Raw genomic sequence first — 17,005 nt, forward strand, 5'->3', positions numbered from 1 at the left:
TCCTGTCGATGAATGGAGTGGTCGGCGGCTTCCGGTGTTGACGGGCGAAGCTGCCGGGAAGGACGAAGTCAGACGGAACAGAAAACGATGCGGGGCCGGCGCGTGAGCGCGAAGCGTCAATCTAACAAAAAGTCCGTGACGGCGTGGTTTCAGATGAGAGCATGGCGCGCGGAACTGCGCTTGGCCGGCCGCTCGGGCCAAGCGCGGACGAACTGGCAGCGAGCATGAGCATCGAACGTGCGGCTGTCATGAGAACGGCTCATATCGGTTCCGCGCCGCTTCCAGCCGCGTCCACGTCCACCCTCATGCCGCCCATTGCTGTTCGATCAGCTTCAATGCCGCCGCGATCGCCGGCTCGTCCTTGCGCGCCGCGAGCGTAATGAAACTGAGCTGGGTCGGCACGGTGACGCCTTCCACGATGGTCAGCGCGTGCGCATGCGCTTCGGCGATCGCGGTGGCGTCGCGCGCCAGCGTCAGGCCGACGCCCGACTTGACGAGATCGAGCATCGACGGCTCCTGATCCACTTCCGCCACTTTCAGCGGTTTCACGCCCGCTTCGCCGAAGCAGCGCGACAACAAGCGGTTGTGCGCGGAGGCGGGCGGCGTCCAGATCCACGGCAGCGCCGCGAGCGAGCGCCAGTCGCGCGCGCCCTTCACGCGGTCCTTCCAGCCGGGCGGCGCCAGCACGCGATACTGGAAATGCGTGAGCGTGACGGCGTGGAAGGCCGCGCCGTCGCGTGGATCGTCGTCGGAGGGCAGGCCGATGTAGTAGCCCACGTCCAGTTCGCCCGCGCGAACCTGCTCCAGCACCCAGCCCGACATGCCATGCCGCAAGGCCGTCTCGATGCGCGGCCAGGTTTCCACCAGTTGCTTCAGAAAGCCGCCCAGGCGCAGAAACGTCGGGTCGAGAATCGTGCCGATCTGCAAGCGTCCGCGCACTTCGTGACGCAGCGACTCCGCCGCCCGCTGCACGTCGCTCGCGGCGGCGAGCGCCCGCTCGGCGTGCGGCAGAAGCGCCTGACCATCGCGCGTGAGCGAGAGCCCGTGGGAGGTCCGCGTGAACAGCGTGACGCCCAGCGTCTCCTGCAAATGTTTGATTTGCAGGCTGACGGCGGGTTGGGTCAGGTGCAGTTGCACGGCGGCACGCGTGAGGTTGCCCTCGCGTGCGACGGTAACGAAAGCCCGGAGCAGAGTCAGATCCATATCCTGATATTAGCGCGGCTTATAGCGCAATTGAGCATTACTCATTGGATTTGTGCGCCCGAAGCGCCTTACGCTTGCGTTCATCACGCCGGTCGCGTCGGGCGGAAGACCTTCACACCAAGAGGAACGAGATGAGCGAGACACATCAGGACGAGACCGTCCGCAGCGAAACGAGCGCCCGCGCGCTGACCCATTTCATCAACGGCAAGACGGTCGACGGCACCAGCCATCGTTTCGGCGACGTCTTCAATCCCGCGCTCGGCGCCGTGAGCGCCCGCGTGCCGCTGGCGAGCGTCGCCGAAGTGGACGCGGCGGTCGCCGCCGCCCGCGACGCGTTCCCCGCATGGAGCGAAACCGCGCCGATCAAACGGGCGCGCGTGCTGTTCAAATTCAAGGAATTGCTCGATCGCCACCACGACGAACTGGCGGAATTGATCACACGTGAACACGGCAAGGTGTTCTCGGACGCGAAGGGCGAAGTGATGCGCGGCATCGAGATCGTCGAGTTCGCGTGCGGCATTCCCAATCTGCTGAAGACCGACTTCACCGATCAGATCGGCGGCGGGATCGACAACTGGAATCTGCGGCAGCCGCTCGGCGTGGTCGCCGGAATCACGCCGTTCAATTTCCCGATGATGGTGCCGTGCTGGATGTTCCCGGTGGCGATCGCGTGCGGCAACACGTTCGTGCTGAAGCCGTCGGAGCGTGATCCGTCCGCGTCGATCCGTCTCGCCGAATTGTTCAAGGAAGCCGGCTTGCCGGATGGCGTGCTCAACGTCGTGCATGGCGACAAGGTCGCGGTCGACGCCTTGCTCGTGCATCCCGAAGTGAGCGCGTTGTCGTTCGTGGGCTCGACGCCGATCGCCGAATACATCTATACGGAAGGCACGAAGCACGGCAAGCGCGTGCAGGCGTTGGGCGGCGCAAAGAATCACCTGGTGGTGATGCCGGACGCGGATCTCGATCAGGCTGTCGACGCATTGATCGGCGCGGCCTACGGTTCGGCGGGCGAGCGCTGCATGGCGATTTCGGTGGCCGTCGCGGTGGGGCATATCGCCGACGAATTGATCGAGCGGCTCACACCGCGCGTGAAGAGCCTGAAGATTCTCAACGGCATGGAATCGGCCGCCGAAATGGGGCCGCTGGTCACAGCCGCGCATCGCGAGAAAGTGACGGGCTATATCGAAGCGGGTGTCGCCGCGGGTGCGAAGCTGGTGGTCGACGGACGCGGTCATCAGGTGCCCGGGCACGAGCAGGGCTTCTTTCTCGGCGGCACCTTGTTCGACGATGTCTCGACCGACATGAAGATTTACCGCGAGGAGATTTTCGGACCGGTGCTGTGCGTGGTGCGGGTGCCGGATTTCGCTTCCGCGGTGGAGCTCATCAACGCCAACGAGTTCGCCAACGGCGTGTCGCTGTTCACTTCCGACGGCGGTGTCGCGCGGGCTTTCTCCCGTCAGATCCAGATCGGCATGGTGGGGATCAACGTGCCGATTCCGGTGCCGATGGCGTGGCATTCCTTTGGCGGCTGGAAGAAGTCGCTGTTCGGCGATCATCACGCTTATGGCGAGGAAGGCGTGCGGTTCTACACGCGCTATAAGAGCATCATGCAGAGATGGCCCGACAGCATCGCCAAGGGTGCCGAGTTCACGATGCCTGTCGCCAAATAGTTTGAGACGTTTGCCTTCGGCGGCGCTGTTTCGCGGCGCGCCGAAGGCACGAAATGAACGGGCGCATGCAGGCAAACAGCAAACCAGACGCCTTGCGGAAAAAAGCCAGGAGACAAAACAATGAGCGACACCGATAGCCCATCCCGGGCAGCCCGGCGCCTGGAAGGCGAATTCGATTACATCATCGTCGGCGCGGGCACGGCGGGTTGCGTGCTCGCCAATCGCCTCACTGAAGATCCGGAAATCCAGGTGCTGCTGCTCGAAGCCGGCGGCAAGGACGATTACCACTGGATTCACGTGCCGGTCGGCTACCTCTATTGCATCGGCAATCCGCGCACGGACTGGCTTTATAAAACCCAGGCGGAGCCCGGCCTCAACGGCCGCGCGCTGTCCTATCCACGCGGGCGCGTACTCGGCGGCAGTTCGTCGATCAACGGCATGATCTACATGCGTGGTCAGCGGGAGGACTACGACGAGTGGGCGCGCGTGACCAACGACGCGTCGTGGTCCTGGAACGCGGTCCTGCCCATCTTCAAGCGCAGCGAAGACCACCACGCCGGCGCGAATGAATCGCATGGCGCGGGTGGGCCGTGGCGGGTCGAAAAGCAACGACTCAAATGGAAAATCCTCGAGGAGTTTTCGCACGCCGCGCAACAGACCGGCATACCCGCTACCGATGACTTCAATCGCGGCGACAACACCGGCGTCGGCTACTTCGACGTCAATCAGAAACGCGGCATTCGTTGGAACGCATCGAAGGCGTTTCTGCGTCCCGCGCTCAAGCGGCCGAATCTCACGATCATCACCGGCGCGCACACGCAGCGCGTCGTGTTCGAAGGACGCCGCTGCACCGGTGTCGAATATCGCGGCGACAACACCGACTATCTCGCCAAGGCCCGCTGCGAAGTGATCCTCAGCGCGGGCGCGGTCAATTCGCCGCAACTGCTCGAGCTATCCGGCATCGGCAACGGCGCGCGTCTGCAAAATCTGGGTATCGCCGTCGTGAACGATCTGCGCGGCGTCGGCGAAAACCTGCAGGACCATTTGCAATTGCGGATGGCTTATCAGGTCGACGGCGTGCGCACGCTCAATACCGCGTCCGCGCACTGGTGGGGCAAGCTGATGATCGGCGTGCAATACGCGCTCTTTCAAAGCGGGCCGATGTCGATGTCGCCGTCGCAACTCGGCGCGTTCGCCAGGTCCGACCCGGATGACCGCTCGATTACGCGCCCCGACCTCGAGTATCACGTGCAGCCGCTCTCGCTCGATCGCTTCGGCGAACCGCTGCATCGCTTCAATGCGTTCACAGCCTCGGTGTGTCATTTGCGGCCGACTTCGCGCGGCAGCATTCATATCGAATCGGCGGATGCGTCGGCGCCGCCGTTGATCGCGCCCAACTATCTCTCCACCGATTACGACCGGCACGTCGCCGCGAACGCGCTGCGTCTCACGCGCCGCATTGCCGCGGCGCCCGCGCTCGCGCGCTATCGGCCGCGGGAAATTTTGCCCGGTCTCCAGTATCAGACCGAGGAAGAACTGCAGCAGGCCGCAGGCGCGGTCGGCACCACGATCTTTCATCCGGTCGGCACCTGCCGCATGGGTACGAGCGATGATCCGGGCGCGGTGGTCGATAACCGGCTACGAGTTATCGGTGTTGACGGCTTGCGCGTCGTCGATGCATCCGTCATGCCCACCATTACTTCGGGCAACACCAACTCGCCCACGTTGATGATCGCCGAGCGTGCGAGCGACATGATCCGCGAAGATCGCCGCGCGCGCGTGGCCGGCAGCGTGGCCGCGCAAATCAGCGCCACGCCGTCGATGTCCGCTTTGTGACAGGCGAGAATGCTTGCCGCATAGGCGACTCGCCGCATGTGTCGGACAGACGTGTCGTGCAATGAAGAAAGGTTGAGCAAGCAACGTGCACGCATCGACCGTGCGCGAGACGGCGTCATCCACTAAGTGCAAATCCCAATGAATGCGCTGCATCATTGGCGCGACAATGGCAGCCATGCTGCGTGCCGCCTTTGGATTACCGTCCCGATTGGTGCAGCACGCCAATGAGCGGCATGGGGTGCCGCCATATAAAAAAGTCGCGCAAGGATTCGCGCGGAAGATCGTAGTGCTTCGCCTTACTCCGTCACGGAAGGGAACATGATTCTCGGCGATACGATTCTCGAAACGCGGGGGCTTACCCGCGAGTTCAAAGGCTTCATCGCCGTGAATGGGGTGAACCTGCGCGTTCGGCGCGGCTCGATCCACGCGCTGATCGGGCCCAATGGGGCAGGCAAAACCACCTGTTTCAATCTGCTCACCAAGTTTCTCGAACCCACCGCGGGTCAGATCGTCTTTAACGGCATTGACATTACCGGTGAGCGTCCCGCGCAAATCGCGCGCCGCGGCATCATCCGGTCATTCCAGATTTCCGCTGTATTTCCGCATCTGACGGCATTGCAGAATGTGCGGATCGGTTTGCAGCGCTCGCTCGGCACCGCGTTTCATTTCTGGAGGAGCGAGCGCACGCTGCGCCAGCTCGACGATCGCGCCATGGATCTGCTCACCCAAGTCGGCTTGACCGATTTCGCCGATGTGCTGACCGTCGAACTTTCATACGGCCGCAAGCGCGCGCTGGAAATCGCCACCACCCTCGCGATGGAGCCTGAACTGATGCTGCTCGACGAACCGACGCAAGGCATGGGCCACGAAGACGTCGATCGCGTCACGGCGCTGATCAAAAAAGTATCGAGCGGTCGCACGATTCTGATGGTCGAGCACAACATGAACGTGATCGCCGGCATCTCCGACACGATCACCGTGCTGCAACGGGGTGAAGTGCTGGCCGAAGGCAGCTACGCCGAAGTGTCCAAGAATCCGCTCGTGATGCAAGCCTACATGGGCAGCGCCGACGCGGCGCTCGCCGGAGCCCACGCATGAATACGATTGCCGAGCGCGAAAGCCTCGAAGTGAGCGACACGGGCGGCGCCGCGCCTGCGCTGGAGATCACCGGTTTGCAGGCGTGGTACGGGGAATCCCATATCCTGCACGGCGTCGATCTGACGGTGAACCGCGGCGAAGTCGTCACGCTGCTTGGCCGCAATGGCGCGGGACGCACCACGACATTACGCGCCATCATGGGGCTGACCGGGCGGCGCACGGGTTCGATCCGCATCGGCGGACGCGAAACCATCAACTTGCCCACGCATCGCATCGCGCATTGCGGCATCGGTTATTGCCCGGAAGAGCGCGGTATTTTTTCGAGCCTCTCGTGCGAGGAGAATCTGCTGTTGCCGCCGCCCGTCGGCGACAAGGCGCACATGATGTCGCTCGAGGAAATCTATTCGATGTTCCCGAATCTGCAGGAACGCCGCATGAGCCAGGGCACGCGGCTCTCGGGCGGCGAACAGCAGATGCTGGCGGTCGCACGCATTCTGCGCACCGGCGCGAGCCTGCTGCTGCTCGACGAAATCTCGGAAGGGCTCGCGCCTGTCATCGTGCAGGCGCTCGCGCGCATGATCATCACGCTCAAGGCGCGCGGCTATACGGTCGTGATGGTCGAACAGAATTTCCGTTTTGCGGCACCACTTGCCGATCGCTTCTATGTGATGGAGCACGGCGCGATTGTCGAGCACTTCGGGGCGAGTGAACTCGAAAGCAAGATGCCGGTGCTGCATGACTTACTAGGCGTGTAGAAACACGCCTGATTGCCTCTGATAACCACAAGCGAAGAACCCAGGAGACAGGAATGAAAAAGAACCCACTCGCGCGGCTTGCCACACTCTGTTTCGCGGTCGCCGCCGGCGCCGCTTCGACGATGGGCACCGCGCAAGCGGCTGATGATGCGGTGAAGATCGGTTTCGTTACCGACATGTCCGGCCTGTACGCGGACATCGACGGCCCGGGCGGCCTCGAGGCGATTCGCATGGCGGTGGCGGACTTCGGCGGCAAGGTCAACGGCAAGCCGATCACGGTGGTCTACGCCGATCACCAGAACAAGGCGGATATCGCGGCGTCGCGCGCACGCGAGTGGTTCGATCGCGAAGGCGTCGATCTGCTGATCGGCGGCACGAACTCGGCAACCGCCTTGTCGATGAACACGGTGGCCAACGAGAAGCACAAGGTCTATATCAGCATCGGCGCGGGCGCCGACACGCTGACCAACGAGCAATGCACGCCGTACACGATCCACTATGCGTACGACACCACCGCGCTCGCCAAGGGCACCGGCTCCGCGGTGACGAAGCAGGGCGGCAAGACGTGGTACTTCCTGACCGCCGACTACGCGTTCGGCAAGGCGCTCGAAAAGAACACAGCGGACGTGGTGAAGGCAAACGGCGGTCAGGTGCTGGGCGAAGTGCGCCATCCGCTGTCGGCGTCGGACTTCTCGTCGTTCCTGCTGCAGGCGCAATCGTCGAAGGCGCAGATTCTGGGCCTCGCCAACGCAGGCGGCGACACGATCAATTCGATCAAGGCCGCCAAGGAATTCGGCGTCACCAAGACGATGAAGCTGGCCGCGTTGCTGGTGTTCATCAACGACATCCACAGCCTGGGGCTGGAAACGACCCAGGGCCTCGTGCTAACGGATAGCTGGTACTGGAACAAGGACGCGACGACGCGCAAGTGGGCGCAGCGCTACTTCGACAAGATGCGGAAGATGCCGTCGAGCCTGCAGGCCGCCGACTACTCGGCGGCCATGACCTACCTGAAGGCCGTGCAGGCTGTCGGCTCGACCGACTCCGAGAAGGTCATGGCGCAACTGAAGAAGGCGAAGGTCGACGACTTCTACGCGAAGGGCTACATCCGTCAGGACGGCAGCATGATCCACGACATGTACCTGATGCAGGTGAAGACGCCGGCTGAATCGAAAGAGCCGTGGGACTACTACAAGATCGCCGCGACGATCCCCGGCGAGCAGGCGTTTACCACCAAGGCTGAAACGCGCTGCGCGCTGTGGAAATAAGCGCGGACCGAGCGCCTGAAAGCCTGAAGGCGGCCTGCCCGGCGTCTTGCCTCGCGCCTCGCCGTTAGTCGACGTCGAGTAGCGAGGCGAGCGCCGTGCGGACAAGCAGGCAGGCGGCAAACCGTTTCACATGCCGCGTGCGTTTGGCGATGTGCTTGCCGATCGCGCGCCGGCCGGATCGTGCGTCAGCCGATCTCACCTTGGCGATGGGTTAAGGCTTCAATGGACATCTTTGGCATTCCGCTACCGGCGATGCTGAGCCAGCTGCTGCTGGGGCTCGTGAACGGCTCGTTCTATGCGATTCTCAGCCTCGGCCTGGCGGTGATCTTCGGCTTGCTCAATGTGATCAACTTCGCGCATGGCGCGTTGTTCATGCTCGGCGCGATGCTCGCGTGGATGGGCTTTTCGTATTTCGGCCTGCCATATTGGCTGATGCTGGTGCTGGCGCCGCTGATCGTCGGGCTGTTCGGCGTGGCGATCGAGCGCTCGATGCTGCGCTGGCTCTACAAGCTCGACCATCTTTACGGCCTGCTGCTGACGTTCGGCCTCACGCTCGTCGTGGAAGGCGTGTTCCGCTCGATCTACGGTTCGTCGGGCCAGCCTTACGATGTGCCCTCGGCGCTCTCCGGCGCGACCAATCTCGGCTTCATGTTCCTGCCGAACTATCGTGCCTGGGTAGTGGTGGCCTCGCTCATCGTGTGCTTCGCGACGTGGTTCGTGATCGAGAAGACGCGCCTCGGCGCCTATTTGCGCGCGGGCACCGAGAACCCGAAACTGGTGGAAGCGTTCGGCATCAACGTGCCGCTGATGATCACGCTCACCTACGGCTTCGGCGTCGCGCTGGCCGCGTTCGCCGGCGTGCTCGCGGCGCCCGTGATCCAGGTCTCGCCGCTAATGGGCCAGCCGATGATCATCACCGTGTTCGCGGTGGTCGTGATCGGCGGCATGGGTTCGATCATGGGCTCGATTCTGACCGGCCTGATGCTCGGCGTGATCGAAGGGCTGACGCGCGTGTTTTACCCCGAGGCGTCGGCGACCGTCGTCTTCGTGATCATGGCGCTCGTGCTGCTGGTGCGTCCGGCGGGTCTCTTCGGCAAGGAAAAATGATGCAGAGAAAAGTGCTCTACGGCCTGCTGCTGGTCGCGCTCCTCGCGGTGCCCGTGCTCGGCATCTATCCGCTCTTCGTGATGAAGGTGATGTGCTTCGCGCTGTTTGCGGCGGCGTTCAATCTGCTGATCGGCTACACCGGCCTGCTGTCGTTCGGCCACGCGATGTTTCTCGCCTCGGCGGGCTACGTCACCGGCTATGCGATGCAGACGCTCGGCTTCTCGCCGGAGCTGGGCGTATTCGCCGGCACCGCGGCGGCGTCCTTGCTCGGCCTCATCGTCGGCATCTTCGCGATTCGCCGTCAGGGCATCTACTTCGCAATGGTGACGCTGGCGCTCGCGCAGATGGTCTATTTCGTGTTCCTGCAGGCGCCGTTCACGCACGGCGAGGACGGACTGCAAGGCGTGCCGCGCGGCAAATTGTTCGGCTTGCTCGATCTGTCGTCCGACGGCACCTTGTATTTCGTCGTGTTGACCGTGATGGTGCTCACGTTCCTGCTGATCGTGCGGATCGTGCATTCGCCGTTCGGGCAAGTGCTGGTGGCGATCAAGGAGAACGAGCCGCGCGCGGTATCGCTCGGCTACGACACCGATCGCTTCAAGCTGCTCGCGTTCATTCTGTCGGCGGGGCTCGCGGGCCTCGCGGGTTCTCTGAAGGTGCTGGTGCAAGGCTTCGAGACGCTGAGCGACGCCTACTGGACCATGTCGGGTCTCGTCGTGCTGATGACGCTCGTCGGCGGCATGGGCACGCTGTTCGGGCCGCTGCTCGGCGCGGCGCTGATCGTCGCGCTCGAGGACCGGCTCGGCGATATCGGCGGCACGCTGGCGGCCACGACGGGCATCGAATGGTTCCGCTCGCTGGGCGAGTCGGTGACCATCGTGACCGGCGTGATTTTTATCGCCTGCGTGCTGGCGTTCCGGCGCGGCATCGTCGGCGAGATCATCGCGCGGGTGCGGCCGTTGCGGGCTTGAAGCGAGGCAAAGCAAAGCACGTCGTTGCTTTGGGATCCGATATAGGCGCGTCCGTCGAAAGCGGTCACGGCAATGCTGCGGCCTCGAATGGTCGTAAGGCATTTGGCGACGAGCTTTGCTCATACCCGCCCCAAATCGGTGCCGCACTGCACCACTAGGGTAATTGCTAGTTGTTGCATGCCAGGTGCTCGTTTAACCTTCATGCAGTTCTGACGCACCACGAAATTTGCAGGTGGAGAACGAGGAGACAATGAGGCACTCAGTGCCCAGACGAAAGCGCTGTTGGATTGATATCCAACAGCGCTTTTTATTTGTCTTTTCGTTTATGCGCGATTCGAATCGTCCACTCATTCGGCGATCTTTTTTATTCACCGAAGCCCTTCCTGTTTCGCCTGCGTAAAGCCCGTAAAACGCTTGCAGCGTGCGGCTTTGCTCCGCTACACTCGCGATTCGCCGACCGCTGGGTCGGGGTTTAAATCCGCGGATTTAAACCCGAATGAATAACGGGTAGACAGAGGAGCGGGATGAAGTCGGCATTGCGTTGGATCAGCGCGGCATGGGTCGCCACGGGAGTTTGCGCGGCATGGAGCGGCCATGCGTTCGCGGACGTGAAAATCGGCGTAACGGTATCGGCAACGGGGCCCGCCGCGTCGCTCGGTATTCCGGAAAAGAACACGGTTGCGCTGCTGCCCAAGGAAGTGGCGGGCCAGAAAATCGACTACATCGTGCTCGACGACGCCACGGATTCGACCCAGGCCGTCAAGAACGCGCGCAGGCTCACCAGCGAAGATCACGTGGATGCGCTGATCGGCTCGACCGTCGTGCCGAACTCGCTGGCGATGATCGACGTCGCCACTGAAAGCGCCACGCCGATGATTTCCATGGCCGCCGCGGCGAGCATCGTCGAACCGATGGATGCAAAGCGCGCGTGGGTCTTCAAGACGCCGCAAAACGACATTCTGATGGCCACCGCGATCGCGCAGCACATGGCGAATCACGGTGTGAAGACGGTCGCGTTCATCGGTTTTGCGGACGCCTATGGCGAGAGCTGGTTCAGGGAATTCGGCAAGGCTGCGGATCTCGCGAAGATCAAGGTCGTCGCTAACGAGCGCTTTGCGCGCAACGACGCGTCGGTGACCGGTCAGGTGCTGAAGATCATGTCGCAGAATCCGGACGCGGTGCTGATCGCCGGCGCGGGCACACCGGCCGCGCTGCCGCAAAAAACGCTCAGGGAGCGTGGCTACAAGGGCAAGTATTATCAGACGCATGGCGTCGCCAATAACGACTTCCTGCGCGTGTGCGGCAAGGATTGCGAGGGCACGTATCTGCCCGCCGGCCCGCTGCTCGTCGCCGAGCAATTGCCTGACTCCAACCCTGTGAAGAAAAGCTCGCTCACCTACAAGCGCGCGTATGAAGCCGCGTACGGCGCGGGCTCGGTGTCGACATTCGGCGGTCACGCATGGGATGCGGGCTTGCTCTTGCAACGCGCGATTCCTCTCGCGTTGAAGAAGGGGCAGCCGGGCACACCCGCGTTCCGCGAGGCGCTGCGCGCGGCGCTCGAAGGCACGAAAGACGCGCCCGCCGCGCACGGCATCTTCAACATGAGCGCGAACGATCATGCCGGCCTCGACCAGCGGGCACGCGTGATGGTGGAGATCGTCGGCGGCAAGTGGAAGCTGTCCGGCGACTGAGCGAAGGCGAATCGACACGGAGCCCACCTAAAAAAGACGCGTGCAGTTGACGCGTCTTTTTTATTGCACGCGCAACGCGAAAGGTGGGGTCGCACGGGTTCAGGACAAACCCGCATTCGGGCTGCAGTCTATTGACCGTGACCGATGCAGAACGCAATATCACTAGCATGTTAGTGGTTTGCCCGGAATAGAAATCGCAGCAGCAGTTCGCAGCAGGGGAGTGGCACGAGAGCGGCGAAGGCATTCATGCTCGGCAGGGAAAACCATGCTTGGCATGCCTGGACCCGATAACTAGATTCAGACACCCGGCCGGTGAGCCGGATTACGGATACGCGCTTCAAAGCGTTCGGAGACTTGCAATGAAAAAGACAAAGCAGTGGGTATGCACCAGCATCGCGATGGCATTGATGTGCGGCGCGGGCGCGGCCTACGCGCAGGTGAAAATCGGCGTGACGCTGTCCACCACGGGGCCGGCTGCGTCGCTGGGAATTCCTGAAAAGAATACGATCGCTCTGCTGCCGAAAGAGATCGGCGGCAAGACCGTGCAGTACATCATCCTCGATGACGCATCGGACACCGGCAAGGCCGTGCAGAACACGCGCAAGCTGATCGACGAAGATCACGTCGACGCGATCGTCGGCTCGACCGTCACGCCGAATTCGCTGGCCATGCTCGACGCGGTGGCTGAAGGCAAGACGCCGATGATCTCGCTGGCGGCCTCGGCCGCGATCATTTCGCCGATGGACGCGAAGCGCGCATGGGCCTTCAAGCCGCCGCAAAACGACAGCCTGATGGCCGATGCGATTGCCGATTACATGGAGCATCACGGCGTGAAGACGGTGGGTTTCATCGGCTTCGCGGATGCCTACGGCGATAGCTGGAACAACGTGTTTACCGCCGCGGCCAACGCGCACAATCTGAAGGTCGTTTCCAACGAGCGATTCAACCGCACGGACGCTTCAGTCACCGGCCAGGTGTTGAAGACGATGGGCGCGAATCCCGACGCGGTGCTGATCGCGGGCTCGGGCACGCCGTCGGCGCTGCCGGCCAAGACGCTCAAGGAGCGCGGCTACAAGGGCAAGGTTTATCAGACACACGGCGTCGCGAACAACGACTTCCTGCGCGTGTGCGGCAAGGACTGCGAAGGCGAAATCCTGCCGGCCGGTCCGATCCTCGTTGCCGATCAACTGCCGGACTCGAATGCGGTGAAGAAGTCCTCGCTGGCCTATAAGGCTGCGTACGAGAAGGCCTATGGCGCGGGCTCGGTCGCGACCTTCGGCGGTCACGCATGGGACGCCGGCCAGATGCTGCAACGTGCGATTCCCGAAGCGCTGAAAACCGCGCAACCGGGCACGGAGGCATTCCGCGTGGCACTGCGCGGCGCGCTCGAAAACATCAAGGAATTGCCGGTCTCGCACGGCATCATGAACATGACCACGACCGACCACAACGGCCTCGACAAGCGCGCACGCGTGATCGTGCAGATCGTCGACGGCAAGTGGAAGCTGCAGAACGACTGACGATAAAACGGTACGCGCCTCTCGCGCAATGTGCGGCCTGTGACGCCGCATTGCCATTCTGTTCGATGACAATGGCAACGACCGCCGCGCCGTGTTCCGGCGCGGCGGTCGCCTTTTCAGGCATGACAGCCTGACGGCCGCGGCTGCGAGTTCTGCCGCTGCCGCCACGATTGTTTCCCGGTTTCGATTTCGACGCTTCAGGACGAGGAAGATGGATCTATCAATTGCGGCGATCCTCGCGCAGGACGGCATCACCACCGGCGCGATCTACGCGCTGCTCGCGCTCGCGCTGGTGCTGGTGTTCTCCGTGACGCGGGTGATCTTCATCCCGCAGGGGGAGTTTGTTTCATACGGCGCGTTGACACTCGCCGCCTTGCAGACACAAAAATTTCCCGCCACCTGCTGGCTGCTGATGGCGATGGGCGCTGCGTGCTTCGTCGTCGAGACGGCGGGGTTGGTGCGGCATCCCGAGCGGCGCCGGCATGCGGCACGCACGCTGGTGACGCTGGTCGGCAAATACCTGGTGTTTCCGATCGCGGTATACGCGCTCACGCGCGGCGTTTTCCTTCAGCCGCTGCCGATGATCGTGCAGATCGCATTGACGCTACTGATCGTGATTCCGATGGGCCCGTTCGTCTACCGGCTCGCGTATGAGCCGATCGCGGAGGCGACCACGTTGTTGCTGCTCATCGTGGCGGTGGCGGTGCACTTCGCGATGGTCGGCCTGGGGCTCGTGATGTTCGGCGCTGAAGGCTCGCGTACCACGGCGTTTTCCGATGCGACCTTCACTGCCGGCAGCCTTTCGATCTCCGGGCAAAGTCTGTGGGTGGTAGGCACGGCGGTGGTATTGATCGGCGCGCTTTACCTGTATTTCGACCGCTCGATCTCGGGCAAGGCGTTGCGCGCCACGTCGGTGAACCGGCTCGGCGCGCGGCTCGTCGGCATCGGCACGACGCAGGCGGGGCGCCTCGCGTTCACGCTCGCGGCAGGGCTCGGCGCGCTGTGCGGCATTCTCGTCGCGCCGCTGACCACCATTTATTACGACTCGGGCTTCCTGATCGGTTTGAAGGGCTTCGTGGGCGCGATTATCGGCGGCCTCGTCAGCTATCCGCTGGCGGCGGCGGGCTCGATCCTGGTCGGCCTGCTGGAGTCGTATTCGTCGTTCTGGGCGAGCGCATACAAGGAAGTGATCGTGTTCACGCTGATCATCCCGGTGCTGCTGTGGCGCAGTCTAGCCAGCCCGCACGCCGAAGAAGACGAGGAGTGACGCGATGAAACGGATCATGCAAAACAAGTTCTTCTGGCTGTTCCTGATCGTGCTGTTCGCGCTGCCGGTGCTGCCGCAGCCGATCCATGTGCCCGAGTACTGGGTGACGCTGCTCAACTACATCGGCTTGTACTCGATCGTGGCGATCGGGCTTGTCCTGCTGACCGGCATTGGTGGGATGACGAGCTTCGGGCAGGCAGCGTTCGTCGGTATCGGCGCCTACGCGACCGCCTATCTCACGACGCGGTTCGGCGTATCGCCGTGGCTCGCGCTGATCGCCGGCGTGGTCGTGACCGCCTTGATCGCGCTGATGCTGGGTCTCGTGACGATGCGCCTCTCCGGTCACTTTCTGCCGCTCGGCACGATCGCATGGGGACTCGCGCTGTTCTATCTGTTCGGCAATCTTGAAATGCTCGGCAAGTACGACGGCATCAACGGGATTCCGGTGCTAAATGTTTTTGGCATCAACCTGGAATCGGGGCGCCATATTTATTACCTGATCTGGCTGGTCGTGCTCGGCGCGGTGGTGTCTGTTCAAAATCTGCTTAATAGCCGGCCCGGGCGAGCGATCCGTGCACTGCGCGGCGGTGGCATGATGGCCGAAGCCATGGGCGTGAATACCGGCTGGATGCGCGTGGTGATTTTCGTCTATGCCGCTGTGCTGGCGTCGATTTCGGGCTTTCTCTACGCCCACCTGCAACGTGCGGTGAATCCCACGCCGTTCGGCTTGAATCACGGCATCGAGTTTCTGTTCATGGCGGTGGTGGGTGGCGTGTCGCATGTTTGGGGCGCGGTGCTCGGCGCGGCGATCCTGACCGTGTTGCAAGACTATCTTCAAACGCTGCTACCCAGGTTGCTCGGGGAGAACGGGAACTTCGAAGTGATCGTATTCGGCATCCTGATGGTGCTGTTGTTGCAATACGCCCGCCAAGGCGTATGGCCGTTCGTCGCACGTTTCTTCCCGCGCGGGCCGCGCGCGCATCTGCCGGATCACGCTGAGCCCTTGCCGCAGCGCAGCAAGCCGGTCGAGGGAGAAGGTCTGCTGACGGTGAATAAGGCGCGTAAGCAGTTCGGCGGGCTCGTGGCGGTGAACGACGTCAGCTTCGAGGTGAAAGCAGGGCAGATCATCGGCCTGATCGGTCCGAACGGCGCGGGCAAGTCGACCACGTTCAATCTGGTTACCGGGGTGTTGCAGGCGACCAGTGGAGAGATTACTTTCCGCGGCGAACGCATCGATTCGCTGAATTCACGTGAAATCGTCAAGCGCGGAATCGGCCGCACGTTTCAGCACGTCAAACTTTTGCCGGGCATGACCGTGCTCGAGAACGTGGCGATTGGCGCGCATCTGCGTGGACAGGCCGGCGTATGGCGTAGCATCGCCCGCCTGAACGGCGCGGAAGAAGCGCGGCTGATGGCTGAAGCCGCGCGCCAGATTCGCCGCGTCGGACTCGAGCAGCACATGTACGACGAGGCCGGCAGTCTGGCGCTAGGGCAGCAGCGGATTCTCGAAATCGCCCGTGCGCTGTGCTGCGATCCGACCTTGCTGCTGCTGGATGAGCCGGCGGCAGGTCTGCGATATCAGGAGAAGCTGCAACTGGCTGATCTGTTGCGCCGACTCAAGGCTGAAGGCATGAGCGTGCTGCTGGTCGAACACGACATGGATTTCGTGATGAATCTCACCGATCGGCTGGTGGTGATGGAGTTCGGCACGCGTATCGCGGAAGGTTTGCCGCTGGAGGTACAGCAGGACCCGGCGGTGCTCGAAGCGTATCTCGGCGGGGTGGAATGATGGAGAACACGATGAATGCCGCTGCACCGATTCTCGACGTGACCGGTTTGTCGGTCCGGTATGGCAAGGTTGAGGCACTGCACGGCGCGGCCATCAAAGTGGGGGCTGGACAGATCGTCTCGGTGATTGGGCCGAACGGCGCGGGCAAGTCTACGTTGCTGAATGCGATCATGGGCGCGTTGCCGACCACGGGCCATGCGAAGGGCACCATTCTGTATCAGGGCGAAGACGTCAGCGCGGTGCCGGTTGAAAAGCGGGTCGCGCGCGGCATGTGTCTCGTGCCAGAAAAGCGTGAGCTGTTTGCGTCGATGACGGTCGAGGACAACCTCGTGCTCGGGGCTTATCGACGCAAGCGCGCGGGTGAGCGTAACTTCCTCGACCAGTTGGAGCCGGTCTTTACGCTGTTTCCTCGGCTGAAGGAGCGCCGCAAGCAGCCGGCAGGGACGTTGTCCGGGGGCGAGCGGCAAATGCTCGCGGTAGGACGAGCGCTGATGGGGAAGCCCGATCTACTGATGTTGGACGAGCCGAGTTTGGGTCTCGCGCCGTTGATCGTGAAAGAGATTTTTCACATCATTAGCGCGCTGCGCCAGACGGGCGTCGCCACATTGTTGATCGAACAGAACGCCCGGGCGGCGCTGCAAATCTCCGACTATGGCTATGTGCTTGAAACGGGCGAGCTGGCGCTCGAAGGCCCGGCGGCTGATCTTGCGCAGAATCCGCGGGTGATCGAGACCTATCTGGGGCTGGCTAAGAAAGTGGCTTAGCGTCGGTCGCGTCATTGTTTTCTCGCTGTTCGAAGCGGCGTGTTTCACGTGAAACACGCCGTTTTT

Annotated in this window: 13 protein-coding genes; 12 read left to right on the top strand and 1 reads right to left on the bottom strand. The window is 62.7% G+C overall.

Features of this window, described 5'->3' with window-relative positions:
• Positions 1 to 303: 303 nt before the first annotated feature.
• The gene (locus ACTJLC_RS08180) at positions 304 to 1,203 is read right to left on the bottom strand and encodes a LysR family transcriptional regulator (protein ID WP_310131157.1); all 900 of its coding nucleotides are present in this window, start codon (positions 1,201 to 1,203) and stop codon (positions 304 to 306) included.
• Between the two features lie 131 nt (positions 1,204 to 1,334).
• Here ACTJLC_RS08180 and ACTJLC_RS08185 point away from each other — a divergent pair, with 131 nt between their 5' ends.
• From ACTJLC_RS08185 to ACTJLC_RS08240, 12 genes are all read left to right on the top strand, one after another.
• The gene (locus ACTJLC_RS08185; protein ID WP_310131159.1) at positions 1,335 to 2,873 is read left to right on the top strand and encodes a CoA-acylating methylmalonate-semialdehyde dehydrogenase; all 1,539 of its coding nucleotides are present in this window, start codon (positions 1,335 to 1,337) and stop codon (positions 2,871 to 2,873) included.
• A gap of 120 nt (positions 2,874 to 2,993) precedes the next feature.
• Positions 2,994 to 4,709 (top strand): GMC family oxidoreductase, encoded by a 1,716-nt coding sequence (locus ACTJLC_RS08190; protein ID WP_310123466.1) that lies wholly within the window; start codon positions 2,994 to 2,996, stop codon positions 4,707 to 4,709.
• 318 nt (positions 4,710 to 5,027) lie between these two features.
• On the top strand, positions 5,028 to 5,807 hold the full coding sequence (locus tag ACTJLC_RS08195) for an ABC transporter ATP-binding protein (RefSeq protein ID WP_073427857.1): 780 nt from the start codon (positions 5,028 to 5,030) through the stop codon (positions 5,805 to 5,807).
• Positions 5,804 to 6,562, top strand: coding sequence for an ABC transporter ATP-binding protein (locus ACTJLC_RS08200; RefSeq protein WP_073427856.1), 759 nt, complete (start codon positions 5,804 to 5,806; stop codon positions 6,560 to 6,562). The genes ACTJLC_RS08195 and ACTJLC_RS08200 overlap by 4 nt, the downstream gene beginning before the upstream one ends.
• Before the next feature lie 53 nt (positions 6,563 to 6,615).
• A complete protein-coding gene (locus ACTJLC_RS08205; RefSeq protein WP_073427855.1) occupies positions 6,616 to 7,830 on the top strand; it encodes an ABC transporter substrate-binding protein in 1,215 nt (404 codons plus the stop codon).
• 222 nt (positions 7,831 to 8,052) lie between these two features.
• Positions 8,053 to 8,937 (top strand): branched-chain amino acid ABC transporter permease, encoded by an 885-nt coding sequence (locus ACTJLC_RS08210; RefSeq protein WP_073427854.1) that lies wholly within the window; start codon positions 8,053 to 8,055, stop codon positions 8,935 to 8,937.
• Positions 8,937 to 9,908, top strand: coding sequence for a branched-chain amino acid ABC transporter permease (locus tag ACTJLC_RS08215; protein WP_440843635.1), 972 nt, complete (start codon positions 8,937 to 8,939; stop codon positions 9,906 to 9,908). The genes ACTJLC_RS08210 and ACTJLC_RS08215 overlap by 1 nt, the downstream gene beginning before the upstream one ends.
• A 524-nt stretch (positions 9,909 to 10,432) precedes the next feature.
• On the top strand, positions 10,433 to 11,599 hold the full coding sequence (locus tag ACTJLC_RS08220; protein ID WP_114163370.1) for an ABC transporter substrate-binding protein: 1,167 nt from the start codon (positions 10,433 to 10,435) through the stop codon (positions 11,597 to 11,599).
• A 359-nt stretch (positions 11,600 to 11,958) separates the two neighbouring features.
• Complete coding sequence (locus ACTJLC_RS08225) at positions 11,959 to 13,119, top strand: ABC transporter substrate-binding protein (RefSeq protein WP_073427851.1); 1,161 nt, start codon at positions 11,959 to 11,961, stop codon at positions 13,117 to 13,119.
• A 211-nt stretch (positions 13,120 to 13,330) separates the two neighbouring features.
• A complete protein-coding gene (locus ACTJLC_RS08230) occupies positions 13,331 to 14,386 on the top strand; it encodes a branched-chain amino acid ABC transporter permease (RefSeq protein WP_440843546.1) in 1,056 nt (351 codons plus the stop codon).
• Between the two features lie 4 nt (positions 14,387 to 14,390).
• A complete protein-coding gene (locus ACTJLC_RS08235) occupies positions 14,391 to 16,175 on the top strand; it encodes a branched-chain amino acid ABC transporter ATP-binding protein/permease (protein ID WP_440843548.1) in 1,785 nt (594 codons plus the stop codon).
• Between the two features lie 11 nt (positions 16,176 to 16,186).
• A complete protein-coding gene (locus tag ACTJLC_RS08240; RefSeq protein ID WP_310317355.1) occupies positions 16,187 to 16,939 on the top strand; it encodes an ABC transporter ATP-binding protein in 753 nt (250 codons plus the stop codon).
• Positions 16,940 to 17,005: the final 66 nt, after the last annotated feature.

Source organism: Paraburkholderia sp. 22099, from assembly GCF_052045835.1.
Lineage (GTDB): Bacteria > Pseudomonadota > Gammaproteobacteria > Burkholderiales > Burkholderiaceae > Paraburkholderia > Paraburkholderia terricola.